This is a genomic window from Brevundimonas vesicularis (assembly GCF_027886425.1).
Taxonomy (GTDB): Bacteria; Pseudomonadota; Alphaproteobacteria; order Caulobacterales; family Caulobacteraceae; genus Brevundimonas; species Brevundimonas vesicularis_C.
In genome coordinates this window covers 1,123,793-1,143,903 of sequence record NZ_CP115671.1, presented here as the reverse complement: position 1 = coordinate 1,143,903, position 20,111 = coordinate 1,123,793, and the positions used below count along the sequence as shown (strand labels likewise).

General features: G+C 65.9%; 22 protein-coding genes. 5 read left to right on the top strand and 17 right to left on the bottom strand.

The annotated features are described in order from the left end of the window. Positions 1 to 6 precede the first annotated feature (6 nt). On the bottom strand, positions 7 to 969 hold the full coding sequence (locus PFY01_RS05655; protein WP_271043026.1) for a histidine kinase dimerization/phosphoacceptor domain -containing protein: 963 nt from the start codon (positions 967 to 969) through the stop codon (positions 7 to 9). Between PFY01_RS05655 and PFY01_RS05650 the strand changes: the two genes are divergently transcribed. Beyond that, on the top strand, positions 871 to 1,092 hold the full coding sequence (locus tag PFY01_RS05650) for a hypothetical protein (RefSeq protein WP_271042742.1): 222 nt from the start codon (positions 871 to 873) through the stop codon (positions 1,090 to 1,092). The genes PFY01_RS05655 and PFY01_RS05650 overlap by 99 nt on opposite strands. Here the strand turns inward: PFY01_RS05650 and PFY01_RS05645 are convergent. The 12 genes from PFY01_RS05645 to PFY01_RS05590 form a co-directional block, all read right to left on the bottom strand. Beyond that, positions 1,047 to 1,469 carry a response regulator gene (locus PFY01_RS05645; RefSeq protein WP_231868686.1) on the bottom strand — a complete coding sequence of 141 codons (423 nt, stop codon included), beginning with the start codon at positions 1,467 to 1,469 and terminating at the stop codon, positions 1,047 to 1,049. The genes PFY01_RS05650 and PFY01_RS05645 overlap by 46 nt on opposite strands. Beyond that, entirely contained in the window at positions 1,466 to 2,992 is a 1,527-nt protein-coding gene (locus PFY01_RS05640; RefSeq protein WP_205682840.1) for a sensor histidine kinase, read from the bottom strand. The genes PFY01_RS05645 and PFY01_RS05640 overlap by 4 nt, the downstream gene beginning before the upstream one ends. A 62-nt stretch (positions 2,993 to 3,054) precedes the next feature. Next, entirely contained in the window at positions 3,055 to 5,151 is a 2,097-nt protein-coding gene (flhA, locus tag PFY01_RS05635; protein WP_271043025.1) for a flagellar biosynthesis protein FlhA, read from the bottom strand. 13 nt (positions 5,152 to 5,164) lie between these two features. Next, positions 5,165 to 5,965 (bottom strand): class A beta-lactamase, encoded by an 801-nt coding sequence (gene bla, locus PFY01_RS05630; protein WP_271042741.1) that lies wholly within the window; start codon positions 5,963 to 5,965, stop codon positions 5,165 to 5,167. A gap of 109 nt (positions 5,966 to 6,074) precedes the next feature. Next, the gene (locus PFY01_RS05625) at positions 6,075 to 7,487 is read right to left on the bottom strand and encodes a sigma-54 interaction domain-containing protein (protein WP_271042740.1); all 1,413 of its coding nucleotides are present in this window, start codon (positions 7,485 to 7,487) and stop codon (positions 6,075 to 6,077) included. A gap of 36 nt (positions 7,488 to 7,523) precedes the next feature. Continuing rightward, positions 7,524 to 7,856, bottom strand: a complete 333-nt coding sequence (fliN, locus tag PFY01_RS05620; RefSeq protein WP_039246916.1) for a flagellar motor switch protein FliN — start codon at positions 7,854 to 7,856, stop codon at positions 7,524 to 7,526. Next, a complete protein-coding gene (locus PFY01_RS05615; protein WP_271042739.1) occupies positions 7,856 to 8,518 on the bottom strand; it encodes a flagellar assembly protein FlbE in 663 nt (220 codons plus the stop codon). The genes fliN and PFY01_RS05615 overlap by 1 nt, the downstream gene beginning before the upstream one ends. Before the next feature lies 1 nt (position 8,519). Then, on the bottom strand, positions 8,520 to 9,554 hold the full coding sequence (gene fliG, locus PFY01_RS05610; protein WP_039246914.1) for a flagellar motor switch protein FliG: 1,035 nt from the start codon (positions 9,552 to 9,554) through the stop codon (positions 8,520 to 8,522). Continuing rightward, positions 9,554 to 11,194: a flagellar basal-body MS-ring/collar protein FliF gene (gene fliF / locus PFY01_RS05605; protein WP_199060198.1), complete on the bottom strand. Its 1,641-nt coding sequence runs from the start codon at positions 11,192 to 11,194 to the stop codon at positions 9,554 to 9,556. The genes fliG and fliF overlap by 1 nt, the downstream gene beginning before the upstream one ends. Before the next feature lie 88 nt (positions 11,195 to 11,282). After that, positions 11,283 to 12,308, bottom strand: coding sequence for an alpha/beta fold hydrolase (locus PFY01_RS05600; protein ID WP_271042738.1), 1,026 nt, complete (start codon positions 12,306 to 12,308; stop codon positions 11,283 to 11,285). A gap of 16 nt (positions 12,309 to 12,324) precedes the next feature. Beyond that, complete coding sequence (locus PFY01_RS05595) at positions 12,325 to 12,966, bottom strand: uracil-DNA glycosylase family protein (protein ID WP_271042737.1); 642 nt, start codon at positions 12,964 to 12,966, stop codon at positions 12,325 to 12,327. After that, entirely contained in the window at positions 12,956 to 13,258 is a 303-nt protein-coding gene (locus PFY01_RS05590) for a DUF3253 domain-containing protein (RefSeq protein WP_271042736.1), read from the bottom strand. Before PFY01_RS05590 ends, PFY01_RS05595 begins: the two co-directional genes overlap by 11 nt. Before the next feature lie 47 nt (positions 13,259 to 13,305). Between PFY01_RS05590 and PFY01_RS05585 the strand changes: the two genes are divergently transcribed. After that, a complete protein-coding gene (locus PFY01_RS05585; RefSeq protein ID WP_039246907.1) occupies positions 13,306 to 13,737 on the top strand; it encodes a PaaI family thioesterase in 432 nt (143 codons plus the stop codon). A 7-nt stretch (positions 13,738 to 13,744) separates the two neighbouring features. On the opposite strand, the gene PFY01_RS05580 is transcribed toward PFY01_RS05585, so the two are convergent. Further along, positions 13,745 to 15,016, bottom strand: coding sequence for a NupC/NupG family nucleoside CNT transporter (locus PFY01_RS05580; protein ID WP_271042735.1), 1,272 nt, complete (start codon positions 15,014 to 15,016; stop codon positions 13,745 to 13,747). A gap of 133 nt (positions 15,017 to 15,149) precedes the next feature. After that, positions 15,150 to 16,028 (bottom strand): branched-chain amino acid aminotransferase, encoded by an 879-nt coding sequence (locus PFY01_RS05575; protein ID WP_045810405.1) that lies wholly within the window; start codon positions 16,026 to 16,028, stop codon positions 15,150 to 15,152. A gap of 88 nt (positions 16,029 to 16,116) precedes the next feature. Here PFY01_RS05575 and PFY01_RS05570 point away from each other — a divergent pair, with 88 nt between their 5' ends. The 3 genes from PFY01_RS05570 (at position 16,117) to PFY01_RS05560 (ending at position 18,782) form a co-directional block, all read left to right on the top strand. Beyond that, on the top strand, positions 16,117 to 16,848 hold the full coding sequence (locus PFY01_RS05570) for a response regulator (RefSeq protein ID WP_404419666.1): 732 nt from the start codon (positions 16,117 to 16,119) through the stop codon (positions 16,846 to 16,848). 4 nt (positions 16,849 to 16,852) lie between these two features. Beyond that, entirely contained in the window at positions 16,853 to 18,220 is a 1,368-nt protein-coding gene (locus PFY01_RS05565) for an ATP-binding protein (protein ID WP_271042734.1), read from the top strand. Positions 18,221 to 18,305: 85 nt separating this feature from the next. Then, the gene (locus PFY01_RS05560) at positions 18,306 to 18,782 is read left to right on the top strand and encodes a hypothetical protein (protein WP_271042733.1); all 477 of its coding nucleotides are present in this window, start codon (positions 18,306 to 18,308) and stop codon (positions 18,780 to 18,782) included. Here the strand turns inward: PFY01_RS05560 and PFY01_RS05555 are convergent. Then, positions 18,779 to 19,567 (bottom strand): pyrroline-5-carboxylate reductase family protein, encoded by a 789-nt coding sequence (locus PFY01_RS05555; protein WP_271042732.1) that lies wholly within the window; start codon positions 19,565 to 19,567, stop codon positions 18,779 to 18,781. The two genes, PFY01_RS05560 and PFY01_RS05555, sit on opposite strands and share 4 nt — an antisense overlap. 17 nt (positions 19,568 to 19,584) lie before the next feature. Continuing rightward, positions 19,585 to 20,088: a YbjN domain-containing protein gene (locus PFY01_RS05550; protein ID WP_017504503.1), complete on the bottom strand. Its 504-nt coding sequence runs from the start codon at positions 20,086 to 20,088 to the stop codon at positions 19,585 to 19,587. Positions 20,089 to 20,111 lie beyond the last annotated feature (23 nt).

Below are 20,111 nucleotides of genomic sequence, written 5' to 3'. Positions count from 1 at the left end.
CCGACCCTAGAGGTCGAACGACAACCTGGCGCGCACGCCCTTGTGGGCGCCGTCAAACTCGACCGCCGACCGCAGGCCAGACGCCATGGCGGAAATGATCTTGCCACCGAGCCCCGTGCCCTTGGGCGCGCCGTCGCCCAGGCCGGGGCCATCGTCCTCGACCGTCAGCATCACGCGATGGTCCGTCTCGCGGCGCAGATGGATGCGAATCTCGCCGCCCTGCCCCGGCGCATAGGCGTATTTGACCGCGTTGGTGACCAGTTCGGTGACGATGACGCCGATGGACACGGCCTGATCGGTCGTGACCGACAGGGGCTCGGCGTCCAGCGTCAGCCTGGGCGATCCTTCGTCTGGCCCGATGGACTTGGACAGTTCGTCCATCAGCCCGACCAGATATTCGTCCATCGCCACGTGGCTCATGTCGCCGGACGTGTAGAGGCGGCGGTGAACATGGGCGACGGCCTCGATGCGCGCCTGCGATTCGCGCAGCGCGTCCTTGGCGCCCTGATCAGTGACGTGGCGCATCTGCAGCGACATGAAGCTGGACACCAGCTGCAGCGAGTTGCCGACGCGGTGGTTCACCTCACGCAGCATCGCCTCGGCCCGATCGCGCGCTCGGCGGATTTCTTCCTGCGCCAGTTCGTTCTCGCGCTCCAGCCGACGGCGCGACAGGGCGTCCTCGAGCGCCGAGCGCAACAGGGAGGTGAAGTCCTCCGAGACGTCCTTGATCACATAATCCGCCGCGCCCGCTCGAAGGGCCGCGACGGCGATCCGCCCATCCTGCGCACCCGTCACATAGACGACGGGCGGCGGCGCCGTCAGGGCCAGAATGTCCGGTAGGACGTCCAGCCCGTCTCGCGTCGGCATATAATGGTCGAGCGCGCAGACGTCGAACTCGTCCTGCTGCAACAGCTCCAGCCCCGCATCGCCGTCGGGCGCGCAGGTGACGGCGTAGCCGTGACGCCCCAGTTCCTTCTCGACCAGTCGGGACAGACCCCGATCATCGTCGATGTAGAGCAGGCGGATGGGCTGGGACGCGTCGATCGTCAGATCTCCGGCGCCTGGATCACCGACAGGAACAGACCCAACTGACGGATGGCGCCGGCGAAGGACTCATAATCCACCGGCTTGGTGATGTAGACGTTGCAGCCCAAGTCGTAACAACGCTGGATTTCGACCTTGTCGTCCGTGGTCGTCAGCACCACGACCGGAGCCCGCTTCAGACGGTCGTTGGCCTTCACCTTTTCCAGAATGTCCGTGCCCGACATATCGGGCAGGTTGAGGTCGAGCAGGATCAGCAGCGGGCCATTGGCGAGGATTTCGTCGCTGAACAGATAGTCGAGCGCCGCACCGCCCTCATCGAAATGCTTGATCTCGTTGTTGATGTTGGCCCGGCGGATGTTCTTTTCGATGAGTTTGGCGTGGCCGTGGTCGTCTTCGACCATGATGATTTTGACGGGTTGCGTCACAGCGCGCCTCCGGGTTCAGACAGGATCAGTCGTTTGGGGAATTTCAGCAGAAAAGTCGAGCCTTTGCCCAGTTCGGACTCGACGTCGATCGTGCCGCCTAGTCGACGCACGCTGTTGCGCACAAATGCCAGGCCCAACCCCTCGCCAGAACGATCCTGTCTTCCGGAGCGCCGGAACAGTTCGAAGATTCGCTCATGGTCGCGTGGGGCGATGCCCCGGCCGTTGTCGGCGACCCGGTAGACGACCCAGCCGCCGGGTACGTCTTCGCCTGACACGACGATTTCGCCCGGCCGGTCGTGATCCAGATATTTGACGGCGTTGTCGATCAGATTGCCGACGATCTGCTCCATCGAAATGCGGTCGCTCTCGATCTCGGGCAGCGACTGCACCTCGATGCGCGCCCCCGAGGCTTCGGTCTGGTGATGGACGCTGTTGGCGATGTTCTGCGCCATCGCCGTCATGTCCAGCGGCTCTGGAAGCAGGTTGCGACGACCTTCGCGCGACAGCTTCAGGATGGCGTTGATCAGCCGGTCCATCTTCTCGGTCGAGGCGCGGATGAAGCCGATGGCTTCGGGCATCTCCTCTCGCACGGCGGTGACGATCTCGGGATCGACCACGCGCGTCTTTTCAGCCTCATAGATCGCCTTGTCGACGATCTTGCCCGCCTGCTCCAGTTCGGAGGTGTAGCCCATCACGTTGACCAGCGGTGCACGCAGGTCGTGACTGACGATATAGGCGAAGCGTTGAATCTCCTCGTTGGCGCGCATCAGGTCGCCGGTGCGCTCGCGGACCTTGTCTTCGAGGCTGGCGTTGGCGGCGTCGAGGGTCGCACGGGCGGATTGAATTTCGGACACGTAACGCCGAACCAGCCAAGCTGACAGCAGCGCAAGGACGATGACCAGCAGACCCGCGATGGCGTTCATCGTGACGGTCAGGAGGCCGAACACTTCCGACGCCCGGCGTCGGCTGTCGATCCGATCGGACTTCAGCTTGTCGAACTTCTCAATGGCGGCTCGGAGCTCGTCCATATATTGCTTGCCCTCGCCCGACCGTACAGCCTGGATCGCCTGCCCGATCCGACCTTGGCGCGCCAAGGCGACGGTGTTTTCCATCTCGTCCCATTTCTTGTCGCCTAGACGGTGGATGGGTTCGACGGTGGCTTTCAGCGTCGGATCGAGGGCCGCGCCCTCATCCAGAAACGCCAGCGCGGGCTCCATGTCGGCCCTGGCGTCGCGGTAGGGCTGAAGAAAATCGCTTCGTCCCGTCAGCAGAAAACCGCGTTGCGAGGTCTCGGCGTTCAGGCTCGCAATCAGAACCGTACGCGCGGCGCGCCGCATCTGCTGAGCATGCTCGATGGTTTCGTTCAGCGCGAAGGTGCGCTGGATCATTACGAAGGTTGTCGCATTGACCACGATCAGCAGCCCGAACGCCAAGATCAGCATGGCCGATATGGACCGAGCCAACGACGGCGTACGCATGAAGTCGCGCAGGCGCGACCATTGGGATCGGGGGTTCGGACTCATGACGGCGGAGCTTTAGCGGGGTGCGTCGCCGCGTCAAACGTCAAACTGCCAAGTCGACGGGATCAGACCTGGCCCAGGGTCCGCAAGCGCGCCTTGGGATGGATCTCGTTCTGGCTCATCACGACGGTCTGGCCGCGGAAGCGTTCGATGATCGATCGCACATAGGGCCGCGTCATCGGGCCGGTCAGCAACACCGGATTTTCGCCCGTCATGGCGATCCGCTCGAAGGTGTCGCGCACGGCGCGGATGAAGTCCTGAAGGCGCGACGGCGCCATGGCCAGCTGCTTGTCCTCGCCATTGCCGATCAGGCTTTCGGCGAAGGCGTTTTCCCATTCCGGCGACAGGGTGACGATCGGCAGAGCCCCTTCGCCGTCCTTGTTCTGCCAGCACAGTTGGCGGCCCAGACGGGCTCGGACGTGCTCGACCAGGGTCGTGACGCTGGAGCTGTGCGGCGCGGCCTCGGCCAAACCTTCCAGAATGGCCGGCAGATCGCGGATCGAGACCTTCTCACGCAGAAGCGACTGCAACACCCGCTGCAGCGTCGTGACGGTGACCACGCTGGGCACCAGTTCCTCGACCAGCTTCTTCTCTTCGGCGCCCAGTTCCTTCAGCAGCTTCTGCACCTCCGCATAGGATAGCAGATCGGCCATATTATCTTTCAGGATCTCGGTCAGGTGCGTCGTCAGGACCGTCGACGGATCGACAAGCGTATAGCCCCGGAACGTCGCCTCTTCGCGCAGACCTTCCTCGATCCAGGTCGCCGGCAGACCAAAGGCCGGTTCGCGCATATGCTCGCCCGGAAGCTCGACCTGACGACCTGCGGGGTCCATCGCCATCAGATGGCCCAGCCGCACCTCGCCCGCGCCCGTCTCCATCTCCTTGATGCGGATGGCGTAGCCCTGGGTCGGCAAGCGCATGTTGTCGAGGATGCGCACCTGGGGAATGACGAAGCCGTATTCCTGGGCCAGCGACCGCCGCAGCGCGCGGATCTGATCGGTCAGCCGGCGGCCTTCCAGATCGTTGATCAGGCTGAGCAGCGAATAGCCCAGCTCGATCTTCACCTCGTCGATGGTCAAGATGTTCGAGATGGGCTCTTCGACGTCTTCCTTGGGTTTTGCGGCCGCCGCCGCCGCCGCAATCTCCGCCTCTGTCGGCTGAGGCTTCAAGCGATTGCGGCCCAGCCGCCAGGCCATGAAGCCCGAACCGATGGCGAGGGCCGCGAACGGGATCAGCGGCATGCCGGGGATCAGGCCGATCAGACCGGCCGCGCCCGAGACCACGCCCAGCGACACCGGATTGGTCGCCAGCTGCGTCACCATCGCCTTGTCCGCCGTGCCTTCGACGCCCGCCTTGGACACCAGGAAGCCGGCGGCGATCGAGATGATGATGGCTGGCACCTGCGTCACCAGACCATCGCCGATGGTCAGTTGCACATAGGTGTTGGCGGCCTCCATCGCCGGCATGCCATGTTGCAGCGTGCCGATCAGTATGCCGCCGATGGCGTTGATGAAGGTGATGATCAGACCGGCGACGGCGTCGCCGCGCACGAATTTGGAGGCGCCGTCCATGGCGCCGAAGAAGGTTGATTCCTGCTCCAGCTCCTTGCGGCGCAGCTTGGCCTGATCCTCGGTGATCAGACCCGACGACAGATCGGCGTCGATGGCCATCTGCTTGCCCGGCATGGAGTCCAGGGTGAAGCGGGCGGACACTTCGGCGATCCGGGTCGAACCCTTGGTGATGACGACGAAGTTCACCACCAGAATGATCGCAAAGATGATCACCCCGATGATGAAGTTGCCGCCCATCATCAGCTGACCGAAGGCGTTGATGACCTGACCCGCCGCGTCGTGACCTTCCTGGCCGTGGGTCAGGATCAGGCGCGTGGAGGCCAGGTTCAGGCCCAGCCGGAACAGGGTCGAGACCAGCAACACCGTCGGAAAGATGGCGAAGTCCAGCGGCCGCTTCATCATCACGGCGGTCATCAGGATCAGCACGCTGGACACCAGCGAGAAGGCCAGCAGCAGATCCAGCAGGAACTTGGGCACCGGCAGGATCAGCAGCATGATCACGCCGATTACGCCCACCGCCATCAGGACTTCGCCGCGGTTCAGCCAGCCGATCACGTCGCGTCCCGTCGGGCGCGCCATGCCGTCCTTCATCAGGATCGGCGCATCAGCCACGACCCAAGACCTTCAGTGCGCGACGCGTCGCCTCGGCGATCACGGCCGCATTGGCGTCGTCAGACGTCGCCCGGCTGGCGTGGTAATAGGCGGCGACGATCACGGGTTGGCCGTTTGGAGGATACAACAGGCCGATGTCATTGGTCGGCCCATAGCCCCCCGTCCCCGTCTTGTGCGCCACCCGCCAGTCCGCAGGCGTCCCAGCCCTAAGACGATTCTGACCCGTAGGCGTATCGGTCATCCACTGCAGCAACAGGGCGCGTGACGCCGCGGTCAGGGGCGAGGCCGGATCCAGAAAAAAACGCCGGAGATTGGCGACCGACTGGTTGGGAAGGATGGTGTCCTTGTCGCCGTCCAGGCGATTCATCTCCGGTTCGAAGCGGTCCGAACGGGTGCTGTGGTCGCCGATGCCGCGATAGAAGGTCTGCATCGCCGACGGGCCGCCCATGGCCTTCAGCAACAGATTGGCGGCGGGGTTGTCGCTGACCTCCACCGCGCCCTTCAGCAACTGCTCGACCGTCAGGGTGGAGCCGACGGCGGGCTCGGTGACCGGAGCGTGGTTGATCATGTCAGCCGCCGTGATGGGGATGCGGCGATCCATTCGCTCTTGCCCAGCCTGCGCGCGCAACAGGGTCGCAGCGGCCAGATACATCTTGAAGGTCGAGCAATAGACGAAGCGTTCGTCGCCGCGCCAAACCAGCTTTCGCCCTGTCGCCGCGTCCTGAACGACGAAGCCGAGACGGCCGCCATTACGCGTTTCCAGGTCGGACAGGTCAATGACCTCGTCTGACACAGGGGCGGGCGCCGCAGGGCGTGATTCCGCGCGTGGCGAACAGCCGACCGCGCTCAAGGCGGCCAGCCCCGTCAGGACGCATCGGCGCTCCACGGGTGCGCGCATGGGTTCAGGCCGCGTAGCCCGAGGCGGAGACGCCGCTCATCGGCGCCGGAATGGCCGTGCCCTCATCGGCATATTCGTTCAGCTTGTTGCGCAGGGTGCGGATCGAGATGCCCAGGATGTTGGCCGCGTGGGTGCGATTGCCCAGGCAGTGGGTCAGGGTGTCCAGGATCAGCGTCTTTTCCATCGCCGCCACAGTCTGGCCCACGAAGCTGCGGGTCACGGCGTCGGCCGCCTGGGCGGCGCGGGCGGCCACCCCGGCTTGCGGCGCCGCATAGGCCTGTCCCGCCATCATGGCTGCGCCCATGCCGCCCAGCGGCTGACCGTCCGGCAAACGGATGGCATCGACGTCGATCTCGGGGCCGGTGGCCAGCAGCACCGCGCGGTGCATGGCGTTTTCCAGCTCGCGGACGTTGCCCGGCCAGCGATGGGCCGAAATGGCCTGACGCGCGGCGGCCGAGATCGGACGCACCGGCACACCGTTGGCGGCGGCGTACTTCTTGATGAAGTGGTCGGCCAGAACCACGATGTCGCCGGGCCGCTCGCGCAAGGACGGCAGGCGCAGGTTCACCACGTTCAGGCGATACAGCAGGTCCTCACGGAAGGTGCCTTCCGCCACGGCCTTGGCCAGATCGCGGTTCGAGGTGGCGATGATGCGGATGTTGACAGAGACCGGCTTGGAGCCGCCGACACGGTCGATGACGCGCTCCTGGATGGCGCGCAGCAGCTTGGCCTGAAGCCGGGCGTCCATCTCGGAGATTTCGTCCAGCAGAAGCGTGCCGCCGTCGGCCTCTTCGAACTTGCCGATGCGGCGTGCAACGGCGCCGGTGAAGGCTCCCTTCTCGTGGCCAAACAGTTCGGATTCCAGCAGGTTGTCGGGAATGGCGGCGCAGTTGACGCTGATGAAGGGGCGCTCGGACCGACGCGAATGCTCGTGCAGATACCGCGCCATCACCTCCTTGCCGACGCCGCTTTCGCCCGTGATCAGGATTGAGGCTTCCGAGCGCGCGACCTGGTCGGCCAGTTGCAACACCGCCTTCATCGACGGGTCGGCCGAGATCATCGGCTTTTCGTCGTCGGCGACGGCCGACAGGACGGCGGCGATCAGTTCGGCGTCGGGCGGAAGCGGAATGAATTCCTTGGCGCCGGCCTTGATGGCGGCGGCCGCCTCTCGCGCATCGGCGTCGACGCCGAAGGCCACGACCGGAATGGTGATCCGCTCGGCCTCGTTGGCGGCGATCAGGGCGGCGATGTCCAGCTGATAGTCGACCATCAGCAAGTCGGCGCCCTGCCCCCGGCGCAGTTGTTCGGTCGCCTGGTCGGCGCGCTCGACGTGATTGACCTTGGCGCCGTGCGCCATGGCCATCTTCACCGCCGAAGCGAGCTGGCCGCTCAGTCTGCCTACCACCAGAAGACGCATCGTTCTTCTCCTCTAATCTCTAAAGCCGGTCGCCAATCAGGCGCCCGAATCCTCGGTCTTGATGATTTCCGTCATGGTCACGCCCAGCCGGTCGTCGACGACGACGACCTCGCCGCGCGCGATCAGGCGGTTGTTGACGAAGATGTCGATCGCCTCGCCGACCTTGCGGTCCAGCTCCAGCACCGAGCCCTTGTTCAACTTCAGCAGTTGGGCCACCGACATGTGCGATTTGCCCAGAACGGCCGAGATGTTGACCGGCACGTCAAAGACGGTCGCCAGGTCGGCGGCGCTCTTTTCGCCGCTGTCGTCCAGGGGCGGCAGGCCCGAAAGGCCGGAGAATTCCTCCAGCGCCAGGTCGTCGGATGCCATCAGAACATGCTCCTGTCGACGGGAAGGGTTTCGGCGTGTCCGGCCTCGGCGGCCAGGGCGGCGGTCAGGGCCTCAGCGACGCGGTCGGCCGAGCCTTGCGGATCGTGATCAGCGCGCCCGTCGGCCCATTCCAGCTGGAAGGCGGCCTGGGCCATGCCCGGTTCATCGCGGAAGGCGACCACGCCGGTGAATCCGCTGTCGGCGCAGGCGCGCTCGATCAGGCCGCGCGCCTCGTCATCCAGGCCCGAGGCGCGAACGACTAGACGCGGCGAGGCGTCGATTTCCTGCGCCAACAGTTCCAAAGCGGCTTTCAGCGGCGCATGCGGAAACCGGTCAAGAGCGGCCCCTGCGATGGTGCGCGCAGCAGCCAGGGCCAGGTCAGCGGCCTGTTCGCGGTGCGCCTGGGCCACAGCCTTCAGGGTCGGCATGGCCGATGCGACAGCCTGAGCGATGTTGCTCAGAGCCATCGCGCGGATGTTCTCGACCTCGGCGAGGGCCTGTTCGCGCGCTTCCAGACGCCCCTGGGCGACCAGGGCCTCGACCTCGGCCGGCAGATAGGAGCGTTTGGCGGGCGTCCAGGCGCCGGGGCGCACGACCGTGCCGTCCGCGTCGAACTCTGTGTCGAAGGCGAAGAGGCGTCGGATTTCAGGGGACTGGGTCATGTCAGTAGATCAACTCGTCGTCCGCGCCCTGACCGGCCAGCATGATGTCGCCCTTGGCGGCCAGATCCTTGGCGACCTGGACCATGGCCATCTGGGCGGCGTCCACGTCCTTCAGACGCACCGGCCCCATCGACTCCATGTCTTCGCGCATGATCTTGGACGCGCGTTCGGACATGTTGGAGAAGAACATCTCGCGCAGCCCTTCCGACGCGCCCTTCATCGCCAGGCCCAGAGAATCCTTGTCCACGGCGCGCAGCAGGGTCTGCACCCCGCCCGGGTCCAGCTTGGACAGGTCTTCGAAGACGAACATCAGGGCGCGGATGCGTTCCGCCGACTCGCGATTGCGTTCTTCCAGGGCGCCGATGAAGCGGGCCTCGGTCTGGCGGTCGAAGCTGTTGAAGATGTCGGCCATCATCTCGTGGCTGTCGCGCTTGGAGGTCCGCGCTAGGTTCGACATGAACTCGGTGCGCAGCGTCGCCTCGATCTTGTCCAGGATCTCGCGCTGCACGGGCTCCATGCGCAGCATCCGCTGAACGCATTCCAGGGCGAAGTCTTCCGGTAGGCTGGTCAGGACGCGGGCGGCGTGGTCCGAGCGCACCTTGGACAGGATCACGGCGACGGTCTGGGGGTATTCGTTCTTCAGATAGTTGGCGAGAACGGCCTCGTTCACATTGCCCAGCTTGTCCCACATGGTGCGACCGGCCGGCCCCCGGATTTCCTCCATCAGGCCGTCGACGCGATCCTTGGGCAGAAAGGCGGCCAGCAGCTTTTGCGTCTGCTCATAGCTGCCCATGACCGAGCCCGAGCCGGACAGGCCTGAGACGAACTCGATCATCAGGGCCTCGACGGCCTCGGCGCTGACGTTGCCCAGGGTCGCCATGGCCTGGGAGATTTCCTTGACCTCGTCGTCGTCCAGCCGCTCCCACAGCGCGGTGTGCTCTTCGCCCAGCGCCAGCAGGATGACGGCGGCCTTCTCCGGTCCCGACAGCTTGTTGGGATCGTCGATCGAGGCTTTCTTGTTGACCAGCTTCGCCATCAGCCTTCGGCCACCCAGGTCCGCAGGATGCCGGCCGCGTCATCGGGATGCGACTGAACGAAGTCGGCGACCTTCTTGACCGACGACGCCTTCACCTGACCCTCGATGCGGGCGATGTCGATCTTCTGTTCCATCTCGCTGGGCGCCGGCAGCTGGACCAACTGAGGCTGGCCGTCCGGGCCGATCACCGTGGTCGCCACGGTGGTGACCGGTACGCCGTTGGCCCCCGCCAGCGCCGGCAGATTGGCCCCGCCGCCCGCCGCCGTCTTCAGCAGAGGACGCAGCACGAAGAAGATCAGCAGCAAGGCGACGACCGTCAGAATGCCCAGCTCGACGAAACGCATGATGTCGTTCTTGGAGAAGTCCAGCAGCGACGACTTGCCGTCCAGACCACCCTCGATGCCCGTGTCGTGATTGAAGCGGACGTTGATGACCTCGATCTTGTCGCCGCGCGTCTCGTCGATGCCGGCGGCTGCCGCGACCAGCGACTTGATCTGGGCGATCTCCTCGGCCGTGCGCGGCGCATAAGTCGGCTCGCCCTTGCCGTCCTTCGCCGGCGTCCACTTGCCGTCGACCGCGACGGCGACGGCCAGCTTCTTGACCTCGCCCGGTTCCTTGGTCGTGGTCGTGGTGGTCTTGGAGATTTCGTAGTTGGTCGTCTCGGCGTTTTCCGAATTGGTCGAACCGGCCGGCGTCGCGCCGGGCGCCGCCCCGCCGGGGATATTGTTCGTCGCAGTCACGCCGCCGTCGGGCTGGGCGCTGTTGTCTGCGGATTGCGAGCCGTTGGTCGTGGTCGAGCGGACGACCTGACCGTCGGGATCGAACTTCTCTTCCTGGGTCGTGGCGCGGCTCTGATCGATGTCGGCCGTGACCTGAACACGGGCGGCGCCGGCGCCCACGACGCCTTCGACGATGTCCTTGATGCGCGCCTGAAGCTGGCTCTCGGTATTGCCCTTGGCCTCGGCGGCGGAAGCCGAGGTGAAGGTTCCGTCGTCGCTGCCGGCCGCCAGGGTGCGGTTCGTTTGGTCCGCGACGGTGACGCGGTCGGGCTTCAGGTTCGGCACGGACGAGGCCACCAGGTTGCGGATCGCCCGCACTTGGTCGCTGGTCAGGTCACGCCCGCCCAGGCCCACCAGAACGGCGGCGGTCGGTTCGCCGGCGGCCGAGGTGAACATCTCGCGGCGCGGCATGGTGATGTGGACGCGGGCGGCGGTGATGCCGCGCATGGACATGATGGTGCGCGACAGTTCGCCCTGCAGGGCGCGCTGTTCGTTCAACTGTTGCTGGAACTCGGTCTGACCCAGCACCGACTGGCTGTCGAACAGCTCGTAGCCGACCGATCCGGACGTGACCAAGCCCTTACCCGCGACCAGCATCCGCGCCGTGCCGACCTCGTCGCGGTTGACCATGATGGTCGAGCCGTCGCCCTTGGAGGAATATTTGATGCCGGCCTGATCCAGGGCGGCGCTGATCTCGCTGGCCTCGCGCAGATCCAGGTTGGAATAGAGAAGCGCGTCCGGCGCCTGGCCCATGCGCAGCATGACGGCGACCAGCACGGCGGCCACGCCCGCGGCGACGCCGAGGACCGCAGCCAGACGGCCGATCCCGAACTTCTGCAACGCCGCTGTGAAGCCGCCCACGCGTCCCCGCCCCCTACTCGCGGGAGACACGAACGCCCCGCTAGGCAGAAAATGCCGCCTGGATGGTAAACGTCGCGTTAAGACCCGCTTAAGGGCGCGCCCCGTCCGCCTGAAGCTGCGGCAAAACCGCCGGCGCACCCGACGGCAAGGGGGCTTTCGGATTTCTCAACCACGAGGCGACGTCGCGATAGACGATCTCGGCGTCCAGATCGCGGTTCAGCAGATGCCAGCCGTTCGGATACCATGCGGTCCGCAGCGTCCCGCCCTCCCGCTCGGCCCGCTCCAGAGCTGCCTTCATCGGTCCCTTCTTCACCACCTCGTCGTGGGCGCCGTACATCAGGATGGCGTCGCCCCGAATGCGGCCCAGGCTGCGCGACGAGGCCTCCATCAGATCGACCAGCCCATAGACGGTGTCGAACCGGGTCGCGAGGATGCTCCTCGGATCGCGCCCGTTGCGGATCAGCTCCAACGTATTCGAAGAGGCGTGGATGTCGCGCGTGATGAACTCCGGCGGCTCCAGCGCCACGTCGCCCAGCGCTCGAGCTGCGATGTTCAGCGCCGTGCTGTTCAACGGTCCTTGCGTCGACCAGCCCCATACGCCGGGCGCCAGCAGCACGATCCGGTCCGCATCCGGCGGATTGTCGGAGCCGAAGGCCGCCGCCGTCACCGACCCGCCCATGCTCTCGCCCACCACAGCGATGACGGCATTGGGATAGCGGGCCCGCGCCATCGCGGTGATCTCGCGCAGATCATCCGTCATCCGCTGCTGCCCGGCCCATTCGCCCCGCCCCGGCGCCCCGCCGAAGCCACGCTGGTCGTAGGACCAGGTCTCGATACCCTGCTCGGCCCACCAGGGGCCGGCCAAGCGGAAGCTGGCGTCGTGATCGTTCATCCCATGCAGGGCCACGATCACCGCCCAAGGCGCCCCATCCTTTGGCCCCCAATGCAGATACGGCAGGCGCGCGCCGTCCGACATGACCAGCGCCCGATCCTCGACATGGGCGCCCACAAAGCCCGGCGGCGGCGTCAACGGCGGCTGAATGTGGGGTGCGGCGCAGGCCGACAGAATGAGCGCGGCGGTCAGCGGCATAAGTCTGGAGGCGATCAAGGCCATGTGTCCCAAGCAGCGCTCATGATACCACCGGCGAGTCCTTCTCGCTGGAGCGAATGGCCGCCGGATTTGCAGAAGTCAGAATGCGCCGAACGCGTTCCCGCAGATAGGGAAGCACCTCCGCCTCAAACCACGGATTCTTCTTCAGCCAGGCCGTATTGCGCCACGACGGATGCGGCAGCACCAGCAGATCCGGCGCATACCCCCGCCACGCTCGGACCGTTTCGGTCATGGTCCGCTTGGCGTTATCGCCCAGCGCCCACGCCTGGGCATAGCCGCCGACCAGCAGGGTCAGTTCCATCTGCGGCAGGGCGTCCAGCAACTGCGGTCGCCACAGTTCCGCACAGCGTGTCGGCGGCGGATAGTCGCCGCCTTTCGGCGCGGTGCCAGGATAGCAAAAGGCCTGGGCCGCCACCCCGATGCGCGGGTCGGCGTAGAAGGTCTCATAGTCCACGCCCATCCAGTCACGAAGGCGATCGCCGGAGGGATCCGTGAACGGCAGGCCGCTCTCGTGGACGCGTCGTCCCGGCGCCTGGCCGCAGATCAGCAGCCGCGTCTCGGGAAAGACCCGCACCACCGGGCGCGGCACGTGCGGCAGGACGCCCGCGCAGGCGCGACAGGCGCGGATGTCGTTCAGAATGTCCTGGAGATCAGTCGTCATCGCCCTCGACGACCGGCGGACGGCGACTCAACGCCAGGGCCGTTTCTTCCCCGGTCGCCTGACGCAGGCGCGTGACGCCTCGGAAGTTATCCGGATCGACCGCCTTGCCCTTCTTCGTGATGGTCAGCTTGCCCTGGCGCATCAGGCCCAAAGCGGTCGCGCGAACCTTGGGCAGCATGCGCTGCCACTGCTCGGGCTGTAGCTCTTTGGCCACTTCCGCCGGCTCAATGCTCTTGCCGGGCTCAAGCGCGGCGATTTTGTTCAGGATTGCGGTTTCGATCGGGTCGCTCATTGCGCCTATATGCTGCAACGCACGCCCATAAGTAAGGCCGAGTCTGCATGCCCAAGAAAATCACCATCACCGAGGGCGAGTTCGCCGGCTGGCAGACCTACGATCTGCACGACACCTTCGACACGGTGGTCGGTCCCTTCTACGGCAAGCCGGATCCCGACGGGCACATGCGCTGCGCCTTCCGCGCCGAGCAGAAGCATATGAACGCAGGCGGGCGGATGCACGGCGGCTGCCTGATGACCTTCGCCGACATCGCCATGTTCCAGATCGCCTATCAGGAGATGGAAGGCGCCTCGGGCGTCACGGTTCAGCTGGACTCCACCTTCATCGACGGCGGCTATGTCGGCGAACTGATCGAGGCCACCGGCCAGGTCACCAAGGCCGGCAAGAGCCTGATCTTCGTGCGGGGCCAGATCAATACCGGCGAGCGCCTGCTGATGACCTTCTCCGGCGTCATCCGCAAGTTCACGCCGCGCTGAGCGTGTCCTAGCCGAAGACAACGCTGGGCATCGCGCCGACGATGGCCGCGGTCATCAAGGTGGCCAGGAAGCCGGCGAAGAGGCCCTTCCAGACCATGCCCAGCACCTCCTCGCGGCGTTCGGGCATCAGGACCGACAGGCCGGTCACGGTGATGCCGACCGAGCCGATATTGGCGAAGCCGCACAGGGCGTAGGTCATCAGCATGCGCGTGCGCTCGGTCATCTCGGCGGCCGGCACCTTGCCCAGGTCGATAAAGGCGACGAACTCGGTCAGGGTCAGTTTGACGCCCAGCAGCCAGCCGGCGACATCGGCGTCCTTCCACTCGACCCCAATCAGCCAGGCCACCGGCGCGAAGATCCAGCCCAGCATCCGCTCGACGGTCAGGGGCGCGTCGAACACCACGAACCCGCCCAGCATGACGTTGACCAGGGCGACCAAGGCCACGAACACGATCAGCACCGCCGAGATGTTCAGCACGACCATCAAGCCGTCGGATGTGCCTTTGACGATGGCGTCGATGGCGCTGTCGTATTTCAGGGCCGAGTCATAGTCTGCGACCGCGCCGCCCATCCCCTCTTTCTCGGGGATGATGATCCGGGCCAGCAGCACGCCGGCCGGCGCCGAAACGATCGACGCCACCAGCACGTGCCCCGCCGCATTGGGCAGGACCGGCGACAGGATGGTCGCATAGGCCACCATGGTCGAACCGGCGACTGTAGCCAGGCCCACGACCATCATCAGGAAGATCTCGGACCGCGTCAGCTTGTCCAGATAGGCGCGGATCACGATCGGGCTTTCGATCATGCCCAGGAAGATGTTGGCCGCGACCGCCAGGGCCGACGCGCCGCCCAGACCCATTGTCTTCTGAAACAGGAAGCCGAAGCCCAGCGTGATCCACTTCAGGATCTTCCAATGCCAAAGCAGGGCCGACAGGGCTGAAATCACCAGGATCAGCGGCAGAACCTGAAAGGCGAAGGTGAAAAGCGCGCCCTGGTTAGAGACCGTATAGGGTTGGTCGCCGCCGGCCAGATAGCCGAAGACGAATTTGGTCCCCTCGGTCGTGGCGACCGCCAGACCGTCCACCGCGCCCGTCACCGCCGCCAGCACCGCCTGCGAGCCCGGAATGGCGAACAGGGCGAGCACCAGCCCGGCCTGCACCAGGATCGCACCGATCGTCAGCCGCCAGGGAAAGGCCTTGCGTTTTTCCGAAATCGCCCAGCAGACCGCGACGATGACGACCAGACCCAGAAGGCTCTGGAGGTTCAGGAGGCTGAACATGAACAACGATCCCCGCACCCGGCGCGCCTGCCGGTCTTTATTCGCTTCAAGGACAAAGTGACGCGGCTGGCAAGCGAAACGAAAAAGGGCGGCCCCTTAAGGGACCGCCCTCATCCTGTCGTCGCGCTCCGGCTTACAGCTGACCGCGCACCAGCTTGCCGTAGTGATCCATCAGATCCAGCGACAGGGCGCCGGGGGTGAAGCGGTATTCGCCCACCTCGGCGACCGGGGTCACCTCGACGGCCGTTCCCGTCAGGAAGCATTCGGTGAAGTCCGACAGCTCTTCCGGCTTGATCTCGCGCACCACGACCTCGATGCCCTTCTCGCGGGCGATCTCGATCACCGTCTGGCGGGTGATGCCGTCCAGAATGTGCTCGACGTTCGGCGTGTGGATGACGCCGTCCTTGACGAAGAAGACGTTGGCGCCGGTCGCCTCGGCGACATAGCCGCGCCAGTCCAGCATCAGGGCGTCGGCGAAACCGCGGCGCTCGGCGGCGTTCTTGGACATGGTGCAGATCATGTACAGACCCGCCGCCTTGGCTGTCGTCGGGGCCGTCGCCGGATCGGGACGACGCCACTTGGACCATTCCAGACGCAGGCCGCGCGCCTTGACCTCGGGGTCGAAATAGCTGGGCCAGTCCCACACGGCGATGGCCAGGTGAACCTTGTTGTTCAGGGCCGAAACGCTGGTCTGTTCTGGGCCGAGGTAGGCCACGGGACGCACATAGCAGTCCGTCAGACCGTTCTTGGCGCAGGTTTCCTTACAGAAGGCGTCGATTTCAGCGACGCTGTAGGGTATCTCGAAATCGAGCAGGTTGGCGGACCGCTTCAGGCGCTCGGAATGTTGCGTCAGCTTGAAGATTTCGCCGCCGTACATACGCTCACCCTCAAAGACCGACGAGCCATAGTGAAGGGCATGGGTCAGAACGTGCGTTTTCGCTTCCCTCCAGGGGACGAAATCGCCATTCACCCAGATGAAGCCGTCACGATCGTCGAAAGGAACGAAGGCCATTGAAATACGTCTCCCGCGAAACTGACGGTCTTAGAGCCGCACGAATCGCTCAGGTCAACGCCGCAAGCGGGGGAAACGTCGCATGAGCATGACGGAATCGCGTTCGCATGGCCGCTCAGGCCCCATCGCCGGTCCCGGCGTCGGCCGCCATTTGCTGATTGTCGATGACGACGATCGCATCCGCGAACTGCTGAAGGAATTCCTGGCGCGTGAAGGCTATCGCGTGACCGGCGCCGCGCACGCGGCCGCCGCCAAGCGGATGATGGAACTGATCGAGTTCGATCTGGTCGTGCTGGACGTCATGATGCCGGGCGAAAGCGGCCTGGACCTGACCAGCTGGGTCCGCAACAAGGCCGAATTATCCAAGACGCCGGTCCTGCTACTGACCGCGCGCGGCGATCCCGAGGACCGGATCGAGGGCCTGTCGCGCGGCGCCGACGACTATATGTCCAAGCCGTTCGAACCGCGCGAACTGGTGTTGCGCATCGACGCCATCCTGCGTCGCACCGGCGGCAAGCCGATCGGTCCCAGGGAGATCAAGCTGGGCACCGCCGTCTTCGACATGGAGCGGCTGGAACTGAGCCGCGACGGCGCGCCCCAGCGCCTGACCGAGGCCGAAGCCCAGTTGCTCAAGACCCTGGCGCTTCACGCCCATGCTCCGGTCGAGCGGATGAGCCTGTCGCCCGACACCGCCGACATCACCGGCCGCGCCGTGGACGTCCAGGTGACGCGCCTGCGCCGCAAGCTGGAGGTCGATCCCAAGAACCCGCGCTATCTCCAGACGGTGCGCGGCGTCGGCTATATGCTGGCTCCCGACTGAGCCGATGCGGCTTCTGCCCGCCTATCTGTGGCCGCGATTCCTGAAGCGGCGCCTGCCGACCTCGCTCTGGGGCCGGTCGCTGCTGATCATCGTCCTGCCGGTGCTGGTGATGCAGATGGCGGTGACCTGGGTCTTCTTCGACGCCCACTGGCAGACGGTGACCGCGCGTCTGTCCGAAGGCCTGGCCGGCGACATCGCCTGGGCCGTCGAGAGCTATGAGGACGACCCCAGCCCGGCGAACCTGGACAAGCTGGCCAATCGCGCCGAGCGATCCATGTCCCTGTCCATCGTGCTTCAGGATGGGCGCACCCTTCCGACGGAAGAACGCCGCGGCGCGATCGGCGTGGTGGACCGGGTGCTGGACAAGGCCCTGGATGCGCGTCTGGACCGCCCCTACTGGTTCGACACCACCCGCTATCCCGCCTACGTCGACATTCAGGTGCAGGAGCCGCAAGGGGTGCTGCGCATCATCGCCCCGCGCGAGCGCGCGGTGGCGACCCAGGCCCATATCTTCGTCCTGTGGCTGGCGGTGGCTACCGTCCTGTTGATGGGCGTCGCCATCCTGTTCATTCGTAATCAGGTCCGCGCCATCGAGCGTCTGGCCGACGCGGCCGAGGCCTTCGGGCGTGGCGAGACCGTGCCCCGGTTCAAGCCGCACGGTGCACGCGAGGTTCGCGCCGCCGCCGTCGCCTTCATGGCCATGCGAGACCGAATTCAGCGCCACATCGATCAGCGCACCGCCCTGCTCGCCTCGGTCAGCCACGACCTGCGCACGCCCCTGACCCGTCTGCGCCTCGAACTGGCTCTGGCTCCACCCTTCAAGCGCCAGTCGGCCATGCGTGGCGACCTGGACGAGATGGAGCATATGATCGACGAATACCTCGACTTCGCCCGTGGCGAGGCGGGCGAACCGCCGAAGCCTGTCTCGATCTCCGACCTGCTGAACGCCGCCGGCGAGGATGCAAAACGCGCCGGCGCCGAGGTCGAAGTTGTCGTGGCTGATGGCCTGACCGCCTCCGTTCGCCCCCTCGCCTTCAAGCGCGCCCTGGTGAACCTGGCCGGCAACGCCGCCTCGCACGGCGAGCATGTGCGCCTGTCGGCCCGCGCCCTGGCGTCCGGCGGGCTGGAGATCATTGTCGAGGACGACGGTCCCGGCATCCCAGAGGCCATGTATGACGAAGCTTTCCGGCCCTTCTCGCGCCTGGACGACTCTCGCAACCAGAACCGCAAGGGCGTCGGTCTGGGCCTCGCCATCGCGCGCGATGTGGCGCGCGGCCACGGCGGCGACGTCACCCTGGATCGCAGCGAGCTGGGCGGGTTGAAAGCGACGATCCGCATCCCGGGCGCGGTCACCGTCGCCGAGTCCGCCTGAGGCTTGAAAGCTTTCGTCATCAGGGTCTGGCGGAACGGCGCTGCAAGGGTCATCTTGAGAGCGACAGGGCTTGGAGATGATTTCGATGCGTAAACTCGGTTTCTTTGCACCCCTGGCCGCGACACTCGCCGTCGCCGCCATGGCTCAGGCTCAAGCGCCGACGGTGAACGTCACGGTCGGGCCGCAGCTTCAGCGCGAGGTCGAAAAGCTCGGCGACCGCGAGGTCAACGAGCAGATCGTCGGCCTTCAGGCCGAGGTCGGAAAGGCCTTGGCCCAGCGTTATCCGGGCGCGACGGCCAATCTGGTCCTGGTCGACCTGAAGCCGAACCGGCCGACCTGGGAGCAGGTGCGCCAGACGCCGGGCCTGGATCCGATCCGCAGCGTGTCGATCGGCGGCGCGGCCATCAAGGGCGAGATCGTGATGGCGGACGGGGTGACGCGGCCCGTGGACTATTCTTATTTCACGCCCAGCATCAACGACGTCTGGGGCTACAGCGTCTGGCGCGACGCCGACCGCGCATTCGAGCGCTTCGGCGATCAGATTGAGCGCGGACGCTTCTAACCCATCTCGCGGTTGCGTCTGACCGCCGCCGCGACCGTCTCGTCCAGCATCGCCGTGAGGCGGCCGTCCTTCGCCATGGCGTCAAGCCCGGCGCGGGTCGAGCCGCCAGGCGAGGCGATGCGGCCTATCAGGGCCTCCAGCCCGTCGTCACCCATGGAGTTGGCTGCGGACCTCAGGGTCGCGCGCGCCAGCACATCGGCCGTCGCCGCATCCAGACCCGTCGCCTCCCCGGCCCGGGCCAGCGCTTCGGTAAAGGCGTAGAAATAGGCCGCGCCCGAGCCGGCCACCGCCGTCGCCGCATCCATCAGCGCCTCGTCAGCCAGCACGACCGTCTCGGCCATAGGCTCGAACAACGCTCGCCCGATGTTTTGGGCGCGCGGGTCCGCCGACCAGACAGAGGCCACGCCGCGCCCGCGCGACACGCCGGTCGTCGGCATCACCCGCACGATGGGCCAGTCCCCCAGGCCTTCCGCTAGGGTCGGCGCCGTCACGCCCGCCATGACCGACAAAATGACGGCCCGGTCGTTCAGGAACGGCGCCAGCGGAGCCATGACCTCGCGCCACAGCGCCGGTTTGACTGCCAGCACTATGACCGCCGCCTCGGTCAGAGCCTCCAGCGGCGGATTGATCCGCGCGCCCTTGGCCCGCGCCGTCTCGGCCGCCGGCTTTTCAGAGGGGGTGAGAATGATCAGGTCAGACGCCGCCACCGTCTCGGTCAGCAGCCAGCCTTCCAGAATGGCGGAGCCCAGCCGGCCGCAGCCGACCAGAACGACGGGACCCGGCACAGATGCCGCGCTTGGCATCAGGCGGTGCCGACGGTCTCGAACAGGCAGGCGTCGATCGCCTCCTGCGGCTTCTTGTTCCCGCGCACCATGAAGTCGAAGGCGGGATAGTAGCGATCCGAAGCCTCGATGGCCGCGTCGATCATCGACGCCGCCTGGGCCAAGGTCGGGCGCTCGCCCATCGGCAAGGCCAGCGAATGGCGGAAGACGATCTCGCCGTCCTCGGCCCAGACCTCGAAATGGCCCATCCAGGTGCGCTGGTTGATCAGGCCGACCAGTTCATAGGCGGCCGTCTTGCGGCTCTTGGCCACCTTCAAATCCAGCGCGCAGCACAGCTGAAGACAGTCGCCCTCGGGACGCCAGGCGAACCACAGCTCATAGTCCTTCCAGTCGCCGGCCAGCGCAAAGGCGAGGTCGCCGTCGTCGGTGCGGTCGAACGGAAGGTTCTCGGCCGTGAGCACATGCTCGACGACCTCAAGCGGGTCGAAGGGCACGTCCACTTCCTCGGGCCGGGCGATGTCCATCAAGTGTCTTTCACGCTGCGTCC

What these genes read in the sequence shown, in the direction of transcription:
- PFY01_RS05650 (WP_271042742.1), top strand. Translation starts at nt 871, where the DNA reads ATGGTCGAGCGCGCAGACGTCGAACTCGTCCTGCTGCAACAGCTCCAG.
- PFY01_RS05640 (WP_205682840.1), bottom strand. Translation starts at nt 2,992, where the DNA reads ATGAGTCCGAACCCCCGATCCCAATGGTCGCGCCTGCGCGACTTCATG.
- flhA (WP_271043025.1), bottom strand. Translation starts at nt 5,151, where the DNA reads ATGAAGGACGGCATGGCGCGCCCGACGGGACGCGACGTGATCGGCTGG.
- PFY01_RS05625 (WP_271042740.1), bottom strand. Translation starts at nt 7,487, where the DNA reads ATGCGTCTTCTGGTGGTAGGCAGACTGAGCGGCCAGCTCGCTTCGGCG.
- fliN (WP_039246916.1), bottom strand. Translation starts at nt 7,856, where the DNA reads ATGGCATCCGACGACCTGGCGCTGGAGGAATTCTCCGGCCTTTCGGGC.
- PFY01_RS05615 (WP_271042739.1), bottom strand. Translation starts at nt 8,518, where the DNA reads ATGACCCAGTCCCCTGAAATCCGACGCCTCTTCGCCTTCGACACAGAG.
- fliG (WP_039246914.1), bottom strand. Translation starts at nt 9,554, where the DNA reads ATGGCGAAGCTGGTCAACAAGAAAGCCTCGATCGACGATCCCAACAAG.
- PFY01_RS05600 (WP_271042738.1), bottom strand. Translation starts at nt 12,308, where the DNA reads ATGGCCTTGATCGCCTCCAGACTTATGCCGCTGACCGCCGCGCTCATT.
- PFY01_RS05595 (WP_271042737.1), bottom strand. Translation starts at nt 12,966, where the DNA reads ATGACGACTGATCTCCAGGACATTCTGAACGACATCCGCGCCTGTCGC.
- PFY01_RS05590 (WP_271042736.1), bottom strand. Translation starts at nt 13,258, where the DNA reads ATGAGCGACCCGATCGAAACCGCAATCCTGAACAAAATCGCCGCGCTT.
- PFY01_RS05585 (WP_039246907.1), top strand. Translation starts at nt 13,306, where the DNA reads ATGCCCAAGAAAATCACCATCACCGAGGGCGAGTTCGCCGGCTGGCAG.
- PFY01_RS05580 (WP_271042735.1), bottom strand. Translation starts at nt 15,016, where the DNA reads ATGTTCAGCCTCCTGAACCTCCAGAGCCTTCTGGGTCTGGTCGTCATC.
- PFY01_RS05575 (WP_045810405.1), bottom strand. Translation starts at nt 16,028, where the DNA reads ATGGCCTTCGTTCCTTTCGACGATCGTGACGGCTTCATCTGGGTGAAT.
- PFY01_RS05570 (WP_404419666.1), top strand. Translation starts at nt 16,117, where the DNA reads ATGACGGAATCGCGTTCGCATGGCCGCTCAGGCCCCATCGCCGGTCCC.
- PFY01_RS05565 (WP_271042734.1), top strand. Translation starts at nt 16,853, where the DNA reads ATGCGGCTTCTGCCCGCCTATCTGTGGCCGCGATTCCTGAAGCGGCGC.
- PFY01_RS05560 (WP_271042733.1), top strand. Translation starts at nt 18,306, where the DNA reads ATGCGTAAACTCGGTTTCTTTGCACCCCTGGCCGCGACACTCGCCGTC.
- PFY01_RS05550 (WP_017504503.1), bottom strand. Translation starts at nt 20,088, where the DNA reads ATGGACATCGCCCGGCCCGAGGAAGTGGACGTGCCCTTCGACCCGCTT.